Genomic DNA, 13395 nt, shown 5'->3' with positions numbered 1-13395 from the left:
GCCGCGCAAACCGTGCCCGAACCCGGTATCGACGACATCGCGCTGCTGGTCGAGGGTTTCCAGCGGGCCGGCCTGGCCGTCGCGCTGTGCGTCGAAGGGCCCACCGATCACGTCTCGGCCGCGGTCGGCCTCGCGCTGTACCGCATCACCCAGGAATCGCTGGCCAACATCGCCAAGCATGCGCCCGAGTCGAAAGCCGGTGTGGTGCTCGACATTTCACCCGCATCGGCGAGGCTCGCCGTCACCAACCTGCTACCCGCCGCGGTGCCGGCCACCCGGTCACCCGAAGGGCGCGGTTTGCGCGGCCTTGGTCGGCCAGTTGTCGAGCAGCCCGACGGTACGACGGATGTCGGCCATCGCCTGGCGGCCGAGTCGCTCGGCCTGTTCTAAAGCCTCGACCGCGTCGTCGACGTCGCGATCCTGTTGCAGCGCGCGGCGCGCGCCGGTCACGTGCAGCAGGGTGATGCTGAGCGAATGGGCGATGACGTCGTGCACTTCGCGCGCGATGCGCCGCCGTTCGTCGGCGGCGGCGTGTTCGGCCAGCATGTCCTGCGCCGCAATCTGTTCGGCCAGCAGCAACCGCTGGGTGCGCATCAGGTAACCGAGGAGCCACCCCACCGCGATGAAGCCGAGGTATAACACCACCGCGTCGAGGCGGTGCAGTGCGGAGTCGGCGAGCAGCAGCGCCGCCGCCGACGCAGCAGCCAACAGGCCGACTAGCACCGACGCCAGCGTCGCGACGACCAGGACCATCAGGACCAACAACGCCGGGCCGAAATCGGCGTGAATCGGCGCCGACGTACCGAACAAAGTCAGCGCGGAGGAAGCCGACCAGGTGGCCCACAACGGCCCCGGGGTCATCTTCATGTTGAAGATCAAGAACGCGAACGACGGCGACAACGCCAGGGCGAACGCGGTCAGCGCCACGGGCAGGTCGGAGACGGGCCGCTGCAGCGTCCCGATCACGCCGCCGAGCACCAAGGCGACATCGACGGAGATCAACGCCGCCCAGGTGATACCGACGGGAATCAGCTCGCTTCGTCGGCGAAGCAATTCCCGCAGGTGATCCGCTGCGGCGTGCAACATCGTCCAATCCTAGAAGAGCCCCGTGCGTCGTCACATCCTGCTGCGGGCGGCACCCGCCTCCGCCCGTGGTAGGAGGTAAAGACTGCACTTCGGCACGACGCGCGGTGGGTGGCCGAGTTCCTAACGTCGAGTCATGACATGGACACTGCTGCACGACCGCATGGCCTTCATGGCCCAGGTGATCAAAGCCGCCGAGACGGACCCCGAGGCGGCACTTGCGTTGATCGACAAATCATCCGAGGTGTCCGAGCTGTTCGGCGACGAGGAGGGCTTGCTGCTCTCACTCGGCCAGCGTTGGATCACCATGCTGGTGGCCAAGCTGGATCAGGCGGCCCACGAGGGCGCGTCGGCCGAGCAGGTGCTCGCCGATCTCGAAGCCGCCGAGCCCGGACTGCACGCGCTGGTCGAGATCGGCACCCGCCGGTCGCTGCGGGTGCGCTCCCTCACCCGCGGCGAGCATGTGGCCGTGGGCCTGTTCGGCGGACCCACCAGCGATCGGCAGACCGTTGCATGACCGAATGGGAAGCCTTGCGCGCCTGACGTCGCGCTACGCGGTCGTCATCATCGGCCTCTGGATCCTGGCGGCCGCCGCGGCCAATCTCGCGGTTCCGCAACTGGAGCGCGTCGTCGACACCCATGCCCGGTCCTTCATGCCGCCCGGCGCACCCAGCGCCGAGGCGGCCGCCCGAGCCGCCCAGTTGTTCAACCAGACACCCAGCAACAACTTCGTTTACGTTGTGCTGGAACGCAATCAGCGTCTGACGCAACAGGATCGCCAGTTCTACGACGCGTTGACGGCCTCGCTGGGTTCGGACCAGCGCCACGTGTATGCGGTGACCGACCTGTGGTCGCAGCCCGCCACGGCCGCCGGCGCACAGAGTTCGGACGGCAAGGCGGTCAGCGTCATGGTGCGGCTCGCCGGAATGCTCGGCACCGCGCAGGCGCGCGATTCGGTGGACGCCGTGCGCGGCACCATCCACAACCTCGCGCCGCCGTCGGGCCTGGAAGTCCATGTCACCGGACCCGGCGCCACCATCGTCGACGAGTTCTCCGCGATCGACCGCCAGATGCTCGGCATCACCGCGGCCACCATCGGTCTCATCCTGCTGTTATTGCTGGTGGTCTACCGATCGCCGGTCGCGGCGGCTATCCCGCTGATCTCGGTGGGACTCGCCCTGGCTTTGGCGCGCGCCGTCGTCGCCGCCCTCGGCCAGTCCAATGTGGTTGAGGTGTCGCTGTTTTCGGTGGCGCTCATGGCCGCGATGACCCTTGGTGCCGGTACCGATTACGCGATCTTCCTGGTCGGCCGCTATCACGAAGGTCGCCGCAACGGCGTCGCCCCTGCCCAGGCCTTGACGCAGGCCTACCGTTCCATCGCGCCCGTGGTGATCGGATCGGCGCTGACGGTATCGGTCGCGCTGGCGTGCCTGGTGTTCGCGAAAGTCGGTTCGTTCCGCAGCGCCGGGCTGCCCTGCTCCATCGGCATTCTGGCGACCATGGTCGCGGCGCTGACGTTGACGCCCGCGCTGATGAGCCTGGCGATACGTCGCGGGTATCTCGAACCGCGACCGTCCACCACCGCGCGGCGGTGGCGCCGGGTCGGGACGTCCGTGGCGCGCTGGCCCGGCCCGATCCTGGTCGCCGCGCTGGGGTTGTGCCTGCTCGTCGCGCTGCCGTTGGCCGGCATGCGGGTCGGCTTCAACGAGCCCGCCGCGACGCCGTCGTCCACCGACTCCAACCGCGGTTACGCGAGCGCCGGAAGGCATTTCGCGGCGAACTCGCTGTTGCCCGACGTCGTCGCCATCCAGGCCGATCACGACCTGCGCAACCCCGCCGGCCTGATCGCCATCGAGCGAATCACGCGTCACATCATGGCCGTGCCGGGGGTGCGTGCCGTGCAGTCCGCCAGCCGCCCGGACGGCAAGGTTCCCGAACAGGCGACGCTGAGCTATCAGGCCGGTGTGCTCGGCCGCCAGTTCGGGGACACGATGGAGACGCTGACGCAGCGCCTCCGGCGCGTCTCCGAACTAGACGGTGCGCTGGCGCAGACGCAGCGGGCCGTCGACGGGCTGGGCAACGGATTACGGGGCGGCAGTGCCGGCTTGGCGGACATGTCCGGCGCCGCCGAAGACATACGGGCCGGCATGGACGGCCTGCAACGCAACGTCACGACGGTGTCGGGCTACCTCGACCCGTTGCGAGACTTCGTCGGGCGTACCCCCGACTGCGCGGCCAACCCGATCTGCTCGACGGTGGACCGGGTGCTTCAGCCCGTCGACAGCCTGGTGCAGACGTCCACGCGGCTGGGTTCCGGCGCCGCGAAGCTGACCAGCGGCTCGACCACCGCCGCCACCGCGATGGCCACCCTGCCCCAGAGCGTGACGTCGATGAAAGACGCGTTGGGACAGGCCCGTTCGGCCACGCGCGACTTGCTGACGCTGTCCGACACGCTCGGGCCGCAGATGCATCAGCTGACCGACTACCTGAACGAGATCGCCACGCAATTCCAGGGCAGCGCCGCGGGGGACTTCTACATGCCGCAGCGCGCGTTGACCGACGCCCGGTACACCACCGCGCTGCGCCACCTCATCTCGGAAAACGGTCGCGCCGCGTACCTGTTGGTCTATGGCGACGGTTCCGAATGGGGGGCCGATGGCGCCAAGCGGGCCGATCAGGTGCGCGCCGCCATCAAGGAGGCCACCAAGGAGGGGACGCTGACCCCGACCGAGGTGGACCTGGCCGGCGTGGGCCCGGTGACGGCCGATCTGCAGCGTTTCGTCGCCAGCGACGCGACGCTGCTGGCGGGTGCCGCGCTGGTGCTCATCTTCTTGATCGTCACGGTCATGCTGCGCAGCCCGGTGGCGGGCGTGGTCGTCGTCGGGACGGTCGTCACCTCCTACGCCTCAGCCGTCGGCGCCAGCGTGCTGATCTGGCAGCACCTGCTGCATCAGGACCTGCACTGGGCCGTGGCGCCTTTCGCGTTCATCGCGCTGATCGCCGTCGGCGCCGACTACAACCTGTTGCTCGCGCTGCGCATCAAACAGGAAGCGGCGGCGGGCCTCAAGACCGGCATCATCCGGGCCTTCGGCGGCACCGGCGGAGTGGTCACCGTCGCCGGCATCGTGTTCGGGTTGACCATGTTGGCGTTGTTGACGAGCAGCGTGCTCAGCGTCGCCCAGATCGGTACGACCGTCGCGGTCGGGCTGTTGCTGGACACTCTGCTGGTGCGGGCCTTCATCGTGCCGTCCATCGTCGCCCTGCTGGGCCGGTGGTTCTGGTGGCCGAGCCCGCTCCCCCGCCGCGCCGCGGCGCCGAGCGTGAAAACGCCGGAGCGACAACGGGTTACTGCTGCGGCGGTATGACCGAGGACGGCAGCCCGACCAGCACGCCTTCGACGTCGCCGTCGACGCTCACCAGCAGGCCGCGCCCCGGCGGCAGGTTCTGGGCACGGACGTTCCGGTTGATCCGGTTCTGCGGGTCGTTGTCCATGTAGAGCTGAGCGACTTTCGCCGAGTTCTGGAAACGCATCCACGGATCCATTTGCAGCGTCGCCCAGTTCGCGCTGTTGCGGGTGGTGAAGACGTGCAACCCGATCTGGCGGGCGCGTTCCATCAGCTTCCACAGCGCCGCTCCCACCGGCGGTTTGGGCGGGTAACTCTGATCCGGGCGCAGGTCCTGAATGTCGTCGATGAGCACGAAGTGCCGCGGGCCCTCCCACGGCTTGAGCTCGCGCAGCTCCTCCTGGCTCAGGCCTTTCGGCGGCAACCGCGGCAGCAGGACCTGCTGCGCCAAAGCGGTGATCACCTCGTCGATCTCGTCCTGGTCATAGGCGTACGCACGGACGTAGCCGGGGCCGTGCAGATCGCGCAGGCCGTGCGGTGCGGTCTTCGGGTCGATCAGCGTCAGCTGCGCTTCCTCGGGGCTGAAGCGGCTCATGATCGCCTCGCCAATGGCGACCAGCGACAACGTCTTTCCGCAGCCTTGCCGTCCCAGGATCATCACTCCGGGGCTCTCGCGCAGCTTGATGGGAACCGGCCCCAGTTCGTGGCGCTCGCCGATGGCGAAGGCGATCGAGAGGTCGTCGCCGCTGGGGCGCGCCGCCTCGTAATCCAGGATCGCCTTCAGCGCCACCCGCTGCGGCAGTCGCTGCAGGGTGGCGTGCTTGGTGACCCCGGCGACGTCCGCGATGCGGGCCCCGACGTCGACGATGCTGACGACCGCGCCGGTGGCCGGGTCGGTCAGCGCCGGCACACCGACCCGCAGTTCGTGCAGGCTGTCGGTCAGGCCGAAGCCTGGCCGGTTCAGCGTCCGCCGGGCCGCGTCCCGCGACTCCAGCGACGAGTGCCCCATCTGGCTTTCGCTGGGGTCGGCCAGCCGCAATTGGATTCGCGCCGTGGCGTTTTGCAGCAGGCTTTGGCGCTGCCCGTGAATCCAGCCGCCGGCGCTGCACATCACGTGCACCCCGTATTCGGGGCCACGGCTGCTCAGCGAGATGATGCGATCGCCCAGCACGGTGTCTTTGGAGTACAGGTCGTCGTAGTCGTCGACCACCACGAACACATCGCCGAACGGGTCGTTGGCGTCGGTGCCGCCCAGCCCGTCGCTCCCCGGCCCGAACCGGCGTTCGCGGAAACCGTCGAGGTCGATCTTGAGGCGCCGGAATGAATCCTCACGGGCATCGATCAAGGCGTCCATGCTGCTCAAGATCCGCTCGATACCCTCGGCGTCCTTCGGCGAGACGATGTCGGTGACGTGGGGCAGCGACGCGGCCTGGGCGAGGGTGGCCCCGCCGATGCAAAAGAACGTCACGCGCGAGGGGGTGTACATCGTCGCCGCCGAGCACATCAGCGTCATCAGGGTGGTGGTCTTGCCGCGCTGCTTGGCACCCACCACGATCACGTTGCTGCGCAGCGCATCCACCGCATGCACGACCTGCTTGGACTCCTCGGGGATGTCCATGACGCCCACCGGGAACATCAGGCCCGCGTTGTGCCCGTAGTCGATGTGCCACGGCTTGCCCCGGTATCCGGCGACGAGGGCATCAATGGTCTCGGGTTCCTCCAGCGGCTCCAGCCACGGCCGGCGCGGCGAGCGGTGCGGCACCTCATGCAACGACTCGCGCAGCACGTCGACGATCTTCTTGCGCTTGAAACCGTCGTCGTAGTAGAGGAATTCGTCGGGCTCGGCGTCGACGGCGGCGGCCGCCTCCAGCGCCGTGGCATCGGAGGCGTCCAGCGGCTGGAACTGCCAGTTGTACAGCCGCGGCTTGGTCAGCGTCATGTCGACGGTGGTGGCGACCTCCTTGGTCTTGGGCACCACGAACGGCGCGGAGAGGTAGAAGCAGCGGAACGGCTCGAGATCGCGCGGGCCCACCTTCAGCAGGCCAAAGCCGTTTTCCTTCGACGGCAGGTGGTAGGCGGCGTCGCTGCCGATCACCTCGCGGCTGTCGTCACCGGACTCGGCCCGCAGCGCGATGCGAAAGGCGATGTTGGACTTGACCTTCTGCAGCGAGGACAGGTCCAGGCGCTGCCCGCCCAGCATGAAGAAGACGTTCGCGCCGCGGCCCTCCTGGCCGATGTGGATGATGAGATTGATCCACTTCTCGTGGTTGGCGAACAGCTCCAGGTATTCGTCGACGATGACCAGCAGCACCGGCACCGGCGGCAGGTCGCGTCCGGCGAGCCGGATCTCTTCGTAGTCGTTGGCGTCGCGCGCACCCACCGAGGTGAACAGTTCATAGCGCTGTTTGATCTCACCGTCGATGACCCGACGCATCCGCTCGGCCAGGTGGCGTTCGTCCTTGCCGAGGTTAGACAGCGCGGCCACCACGTGCGGGATGCCGAGGATGTCCTGGGCCGCCGACTCGAACTTCATGTCGACGAAGATGACGTTGAACGTTTCCGGCGAGTGGGTCAGCGCGATGCCGTAGACCAACGACAGGAAGAACTCCGACTTACCCGAGCCACTGGTCCCGATGACCACGGAGTGGAAGCCGAAGCCGCCGAAGTCCTTGGCGCGGATGATGATGTTCTGCAGCTCGCCGTTGGGTTTGGCCCCGACGGGAACCTCGCACCAGCGCTCGTCGCCGCGGCCGCGACGCTCCGCCCACAACCGGTCGACGTCCAAGTCCCGCGGGTCGCTGATGCCCAGGGCTCGCAGCAATTCGGTTGCACCGCTGACCGAGTCGTTGATCTCGCTGCGGCTGGTCGGCGACCAGCGTGCCATCGCCCGCGCGTAGCGGTAGGCGCGGTGTATCGAGAGTTGATCCGCGTGGGCGAAGAATTTGCCGCGCACCCGCAGCAGCGGGGCCGGGCGGTTGTCCTCGCCGTCGGCGTCAGAGCCGTTGCGGTGCAACGCGATTTTGCTGTTGGCCGAGCCGTTGGGTGAGCTGTGGCGTTCGCTGAGGTCGAACACCTGGTCGTCGCCGAAGCCCACGCCGGTGCCGATCCGGGAGGCGATGCGCAGCAGGGTGATTCCCGCCTTACCGACCTGTCCGACCACGCTCTCCCATGCGTCGGGGCTGCCGGTGTTGTCGTCGACGATCACCAGGTGCGGTCCGAGATCCACGGTGTCGGCGCCGGTTTCGAGCGTCGACCCCATCGCCGTCGGGCTGGCCGCGGCCAATGGTGTCCACGCGCCGCGCTTGCCCTTCATGTGCAGTTCGGCGCCCAGGGTTTCCTCGAGTTCCTCGGGCGTGGCGAAGACCAGCCGCCGGAAGCCGCACGCATCGAAGAGTTCGTCGTGCAGGTTATGCGGCAGCCACACGATCCACGACCACACCTCGGGATTGCGGGTCACCACCATCAGCTTGACGTCGCGCGGGTTGTGGAACACGGCCAGGGAGCACAGCACCGAGCGCATCAGGGAGCGCAGCCGGTCCAGGTCCGCGCCGACGAAGCTGAAGCCGGGCGCCGATCGCAGGTTGACCACCTTGGCGATGTCGCGAATCTTGCGCTGCTCCAAAATGAAATCGCGCAGCGCCTGCCCGGTTACCGGTTCGAGCTCCTCATCGGAGGCGATGTCGGGCCAGGTCACCGAGAGCACCGAATCCGGCGCGTGCTGCACGCCGGTGCCCAGCCGCACCTCGAGGAAGTCGGCGTCGCCGCGGCCGCGCTCCCACATTCGCGGGCCGCCGATGATGGCGCCCAACCCACGAGGATCGGAATGCACGAAGTTCTGCCATTCGCGCTGTGCGCACACCGCGGTCTGAATCTCGTCGCGGTTGCCGTCGAGGTCGCGCAGATAGCGGCGACGGCCCTTTTCCATTTCGCCCCAGGTGATTTTGCGGGCGCGGCCGAAGCGGCCGGAGAACGCCAGCATGCTGAATGCGCCGATGCCCATCAGCGGGAAGAAGCCGGTGGTCAGGCTGCGCACGCCGGAGACGTAGAGCATGACGATGGTGCCGATGAGCGCCACGATCAGTGCAGGCACCCCGATCATCACCCAGATGTTGCGCGGCTCGCGCTCCGGTAGCGCGATCGGCGCGCTGGGCGCCACCCGGACCGGTTTCGGCGGCTCGATCTTGACGCGGTTGATGGGGAACGCTTTCTTGGACATTCTCTAGCCTCCCGGCTTCGCCGATGTCGTCACCACAGCCACCTTGCCGAGCGCCGGTACGGTGTCCCGCGCCACCAGCGCTGCCTCCCTTGACAATGCGGGGCCCGCCGCGAAGGTCCGCAGCAGCGGCCAGGGCGCCTGCACCGCCGACCCCGGGTCAAGGCCCAGCGCGCGTAACGTCGTGTCGTCGTTGGTGATGCCGAACCGCACCCCGTTGTCGGACACCCAGAACAGCGACTCCCTGGAGTCGGAGGTGACCACGCCGCTGGTCGATGTCACGAAATTCGCCGCACCCGGCAGCACCAGCACCTGGTTGGCGACCACCGATGCCGGGTCGCGGTCATCGCGTACCAGGTGCACGATGCGGTTGTCGAGGTACGACGGTGTGGGAAGTCCGCGTCCGTTGTAGACCACGACACGTGCCTGCGGGTCGGTCGAGCCCTTCTCCCAACCGACGCAAGTGGTCGGATCCGCCGCGGTGTCAACGAAGTTCAGGCGCTTGGTCGGGTAGTAGTCCACCGCCAGCGAGTTCACCTCGGGGATGTTGACCAACACGTCGGGAGCGACCACGCGAGGTGCCGTGGAACCGTAGGAGTTGGCGCTGCGCAACAGGTCGGCGACGAAGCTGGTGATCTTTTGGACGCCGTCCGGCAACAGGACGTAGAACTGCTTGCCGCCGCTGGCGGTTTGGGCCTGCAACACCGCACCGACCTGGGAGCCCGACACCCACGTCGACGGGGTACCCGCCAGCGGCACCGCGGGGACGCCGAGCGGTTCCGTCGCGGGCAGCGCGTCGTAGAGGGCCCGCGAAATCTCCACCGGCAGCGTCACTCCCGGGTCGAGACCGAGGCTCAGGGTGATCGCCCTGTTGGACGGATCGATCTGGGAGCGTTTGCCTCCCCAGATCACGAAGGTGTTGCCCTCGAACGTGACCAGCACCCCGGCGTCCTCGCTCAGCGGTGTGGCGCGGTCGAAGCCATCAAGTGGGCCGGCGATCGAGGTCACCACCGGGCGTTCCGGGCTGCGCGGGCGGCCGGCCGTGTCGCAGACCGCCCACGCCGACGTCGCGCCCCGATGGACCGGCATCGCGGCCGGCGCTCCGGGGATGCCGACCAGCGGACCGGTCGGATACTTCGCTATCTCAGCGGGTTTCACCCACGTCGGCTGGTTTGCGGTGCCCGTCGCCAGGCGCGCGGAGGTCAAATTCAGCACGGGGTAGAGCCTGCCGTCGATCCTGGCGTACAGCGCCCCGGAATCACGGTCGCCGATGATTGCCGAATCCCCCACGATGCCAGTGGGTTTCAGGACGTTGAGCAGCAGCATCCAGCCCGAGGCGATGGCCACCAGCAGGATCGACAGCACCAGCGCGGCGGTCTGCTTGCGGTCGTCGTGCTTCATGCGCACGGAGAAGCGGGTGGTGGCCGCGCGCAGGCGACGGTTGTAGAACAGGTGCCCGGAGTTCTGGTCGCGGTTAGACAAACTCAGCGGCATGCTCAGTACCCCTTGGGCGCTCGGTGAGGATCGGCCTGCTGAATCCGATCGGCGAGATTCGACGCGTCGACGGCGACGCCGTAGCGGCCCATCGCATAGTTGATGAACGCGCACGCCTGCGCCACCAGGTTGTGGATGTCGCGCGAGGTGCCCGGCTGGTGATAGGCCGCGAACGTCGGCGCGATGAACTGCCAGGCACCCTTGCTCGGCGTGCCCCGCGCCGCGTTGGAATCCCAGCCGTTGACCGCGTTCGCGTCGTAATTGGACTCGCGGCGAGCGACCACGTCCATGCCGCGTTCCCAGCGAGCCCGGGCCGCCGGATCGTGAATACCCTTGATGTCCAACGCTTTACGGATAGCCGCCAACACCGCCGCGCGTCCGCTGCCCTGGTTGCTGTGCATCGACCGCCCTTGCAGGTAGTGCAGGCGTCGCAGCCGGCGCGCGAGCAGCCTTGCCCGACGGCGCGATCCGGCGACGTGCCGGTGTTGGGTCCGCAGCCGGGCCGCCATCCGGGCGACGGCCTCGCGGCGCCCCATCGGTGTATCGGCCGCCGGCGTCGTATCGGTCAGGGCCGCGTCCAGGTTGACCCTCGTCGCCGCGCGGCCGCGCGCGTGATCGGACCGCGCCGCGGCGATGATCTGCCCAAGCGCCCGATCGGCATGGGCCAGCCGGGCCAAGTGCGTCATCGCGGCACCCGACCGCGCGGCCGCCGCGGCGGGCAGTCCACTGTCCTGCTTGATCGTCTCGGCGTGTGCCTGCGTCTGCGCCGGTGCGTCGCCGATCCCGTCGTCCCGCGTGGGTGCCGCGTACAGATTGTGGGCGCGCGACAACGCCGTGACCGCTTGCATTTTCAGGGGATCGGTCACCGACGTCCCCGCCCTAACCCACCTGTGCGCCCTGTGGGCGCCGCATCCGTGCCGGACACTTCGCGTTAGTACTCCCACACCCTTCTGGCCGCGTTTTCCGCGGTCGCTGCAGACGTACCAATAGCATGCACGTATCGACAGTTCTGCTGTCAATAACGGGCAATCCCAGATGACCCGCGCATTGGGCTTGGCCGGCCGCGATTACGTAGCGACCCTACTGCCGCGCGAATTACCCGACCACTCACCTTTCGGTGGGCTGTTTGGTCGGCTATTCCTTCGGCTCGTCGTCGGACGGCATGATGACGATCCGGCGGTTGGGCCGGTTGGTGACGACGGTCGGCTTGGCCTCGCCGGACCTGTTGCCCGGGGCGCTCGGCGGCACCGTCAACCGGCCCTTGATCGGCTGGCCGTTGGGCACGCCCGGGGCCGTGATCCGCTTTTCGACCGGGCTGTCCTTCTTGCCGCCTTCGCCGCCGGCGCCCATCGCGCCCGGGGGCATCATCGGCATGCCGGTCATGCCGGATTGGCCGGGCATGGCGGGCATGCCACCGGTCGGCGGCATCATCGGCGCTTTGGCGGCCGCGGGCGTCGTCGGCGGGGATGACGTCGGCACCGGCGGCGGGCCCAACGAGCTGGCCGGGGTGGTGCCACCACCGCCGAGGCCGGCGCCGCCGCCGCCGGAACCGCCGCCAAGTCCGGCGCCGCCGCCACCGCTGCCGACGCTGTCGACCAGGTGCGCGTCGTTAACGAGCCCGGCGCCGTGGGCGCCCTGGACTGCGCTCATCAGCGGCTGCAGGGCGCTCTGACCGGCCTGCATCGCCTGCTGCGGTAGCTGCGTCAGCGGTCCCATGACGCCACCGATCGCCCCGCCGACCGCACCGGTCACGCTCTGCAGCATCTGCTGGATCATCTGCATGTCCTGCTGGCTGTTCGCCTCGTTGGCAGGGAACTTGGCCGCGGCGTCGGCTGCGTGGGCGCGCCGATCGGCATCGGCGCCCTCGACATCCGCTGCATCTTTGGGGACTCCGGCGTTTCCGACTCCTGCGACTACCCCTTGTCCATTGTCACCGGCCGAGACGCCGCCCGGCGGAACGGGTGCAGCTGCTGGGAGCGGCGCCGGGGGCGCAGCAGGCAGCGTATTTGCATCCCAGCGAATGGGTTTTGCCCCAGTAGGTCCCACGGACTCACCTCCGTCCTGCTAAGCGCTCGACGCCGCCACTTGGCCCAAGCGACCGTAGGCCTATTTTGTCACAGCACGTAGTTTTCGGTATTCACCTGAAATGGCGTAATGGGCTACGTCCGAGATGGATGGCTGAAAACATCGAACCAGGCCAGGTGATAGTTAGCGAGGTACTCGTGTCCATCAATTAGCGCCTCGATAGCCGCTAGAAGCATCCAATCCGCCACAGCCGCTGGGTTGTGGTCTGGATAAGCTGCCAGCACCGCGTGCTGGACGTCAGCGACGCATTCGCGCAACATCTCGGTTTCGCTCTCGAGCACACCTGTCTTTCGTACCGCTGGCGCGGCTATAGCCTGCGCGATCCGCGGTAGACCATCGCGGCGGCGCACGGCCTCCACCAAAGTGGGGCCGAGCTCATCGACCGGTGGCGCGGCCGAACGGGCAGGTCGATCACCGCTCAGCACGGGCTCATCCGAAGTCGGCTCAGAGACATAGGTGTTGGCGTGATGCGCAGCCGCGACCGTGATGGCGCCGAGCAGATCCACCACATTCGCGTCGTGGCGTCGCGCCGTGGGCTCGAGCAGGGTCACGTGGGCGGGCAACCGAACATGCGGCGGAATCCACCCGCCGGCGAGGTCGGTGACCAACAGCGTCGTGGTGCCGTCATCGCGCAATCCTGCCGCCCACGACAGCCGCGGCTCCTGGCGGGCTACCGCGTCGACAATCCGCTGTAGTCGTTGCTGTTCGGCCGTCCTGGCGGAGACCGTCCCGGCGGTCGCGCCCGTTGCCGCGGATGCCGCCGATGCGCCCGCCATCGTCGATGACCCCGCACCGGCTTGGCCCGCGGCGGCTCCTGAGGCGGTCCGCTCAACCGGAGAAACAAGCGGCCCGCCGGCGGAGGGCGATGACGCCGGCGAAGACGCTACCGGTGCTCCGGAGACCGGACCGGCAGGAGTGGGAGGTACGGAGGGGGGCGCCACGACTGGCGGACGCAGATCAGACCCATAGGCGGGCAACGATCCTGAGGGAATGGACGAACCGCCACCCATGGTCGGGGCGGGCGACGACCACGATGCCCCCGCCATCACGGGCGCTACTGGAGCACCGGCGGTGGCCACCGGAGCGGGTGATGCGGCCGGAGGCGCGTCGGCGGGAGTAGCTGTAGGTATGAAGACCCCAGCGCTCGGCGCGGTCGGCGTCACTGCTGGTGTCGCC

General features: G+C 68.3%; 7 protein-coding genes and 2 pseudogenes. 3 read left to right on the top strand and 6 right to left on the bottom strand.

Features of this window, described 5'->3' with window-relative positions; genetic code table 11:
* A pseudogene (locus A5622_RS27830) lies at positions 1-390 on the top strand (two-component sensor histidine kinase); the annotation flags it as partial.
* Here A5622_RS27830 and A5622_RS04430 read toward each other — a convergent pair.
* A pseudogene (locus A5622_RS04430) lies at positions 289-1086 on the bottom strand (sensor histidine kinase); the annotation flags it as partial. The pseudogenes A5622_RS27830 and A5622_RS04430 overlap by 102 nt on opposite strands.
* 133 nt (positions 1087-1219) lie before the next feature.
* Between A5622_RS04430 and A5622_RS04425 the strand changes: the two are divergent.
* Positions 1220-1600 carry a hypothetical protein gene (locus A5622_RS04425; RefSeq protein WP_066861933.1) on the top strand — a complete coding sequence of 127 codons (381 nt, stop codon included), beginning with the start codon at positions 1220-1222 and terminating at the stop codon, positions 1598-1600.
* Positions 1601-1604: 4 nt separating this feature from the next.
* Positions 1605-4448: an RND family transporter gene (locus A5622_RS04420; RefSeq protein WP_369829215.1), complete on the top strand. Its 2844-nt coding sequence runs from the start codon at positions 1605-1607 to the stop codon at positions 4446-4448.
* Here the strand turns inward: A5622_RS04420 and eccCa are convergent.
* The 5 genes from eccCa to A5622_RS04395 form a co-directional block, all read right to left on the bottom strand.
* Positions 4429-8643 carry a type VII secretion protein EccCa gene (gene eccCa, locus A5622_RS04415; protein ID WP_066876950.1) on the bottom strand — a complete coding sequence of 1405 codons (4215 nt, stop codon included), beginning with the start codon at positions 8641-8643 and terminating at the stop codon, positions 4429-4431. The genes A5622_RS04420 and eccCa overlap by 20 nt on opposite strands.
* Positions 8644-8646: 3 nt before the next feature.
* Positions 8647-10134 carry a type VII secretion protein EccB gene (gene eccB / locus A5622_RS04410; RefSeq protein ID WP_066876949.1) on the bottom strand — a complete coding sequence of 496 codons (1488 nt, stop codon included), beginning with the start codon at positions 10132-10134 and terminating at the stop codon, positions 8647-8649.
* A gap of 2 nt (positions 10135-10136) precedes the next feature.
* Positions 10137-10982, bottom strand: coding sequence for a transglycosylase (locus A5622_RS04405; RefSeq protein ID WP_066876946.1), 846 nt, complete (start codon positions 10980-10982; stop codon positions 10137-10139).
* 286 nt (positions 10983-11268) lie between these two features.
* Entirely contained in the window at positions 11269-12180 is a 912-nt protein-coding gene (locus A5622_RS04400; RefSeq protein WP_066876944.1) for a hypothetical protein, read from the bottom strand.
* Positions 12181-12293: 113 nt separating this feature from the next.
* The coding region (locus tag A5622_RS04395) for a DUF5631 domain-containing protein (protein WP_197507947.1) at positions 12294-13395 on the bottom strand (1102 nt) is incomplete at its 5' end.

The organism is Mycobacterium sp. 1245801.1 (assembly GCF_001673055.1).
Classification (GTDB): Bacteria; Actinomycetota; Actinomycetes; order Mycobacteriales; family Mycobacteriaceae; genus Mycobacterium; species Mycobacterium europaeum_A.
The sequence above is the reverse complement of the archived record's forward strand: the minus strand, read 5'-3'. Positions and strand labels throughout refer to the sequence as shown.

Bases quoted from the DNA above. Each gene is read 5' to 3' on its own strand.
- eccCa (WP_066876950.1), bottom strand. From the start codon at position 8,643: ATGTCCAAGAAAGCGTTCCCCATCAACCGCGTCAAGATCGAGCCGCCG.
- eccB (WP_066876949.1), bottom strand. From the start codon at position 10,134: ATGCCGCTGAGTTTGTCTAACCGCGACCAGAACTCCGGGCACCTGTTC.
- A5622_RS04425 (WP_066861933.1), top strand. From the start codon at position 1,220: ATGACATGGACACTGCTGCACGACCGCATGGCCTTCATGGCCCAGGTG.
- A5622_RS04405 (WP_066876946.1), bottom strand. From the start codon at position 10,982: ATGCAAGCGGTCACGGCGTTGTCGCGCGCCCACAATCTGTACGCGGCA.
- A5622_RS04420 (WP_369829215.1), top strand. From the start codon at position 1,605: ATGGGAAGCCTTGCGCGCCTGACGTCGCGCTACGCGGTCGTCATCATC.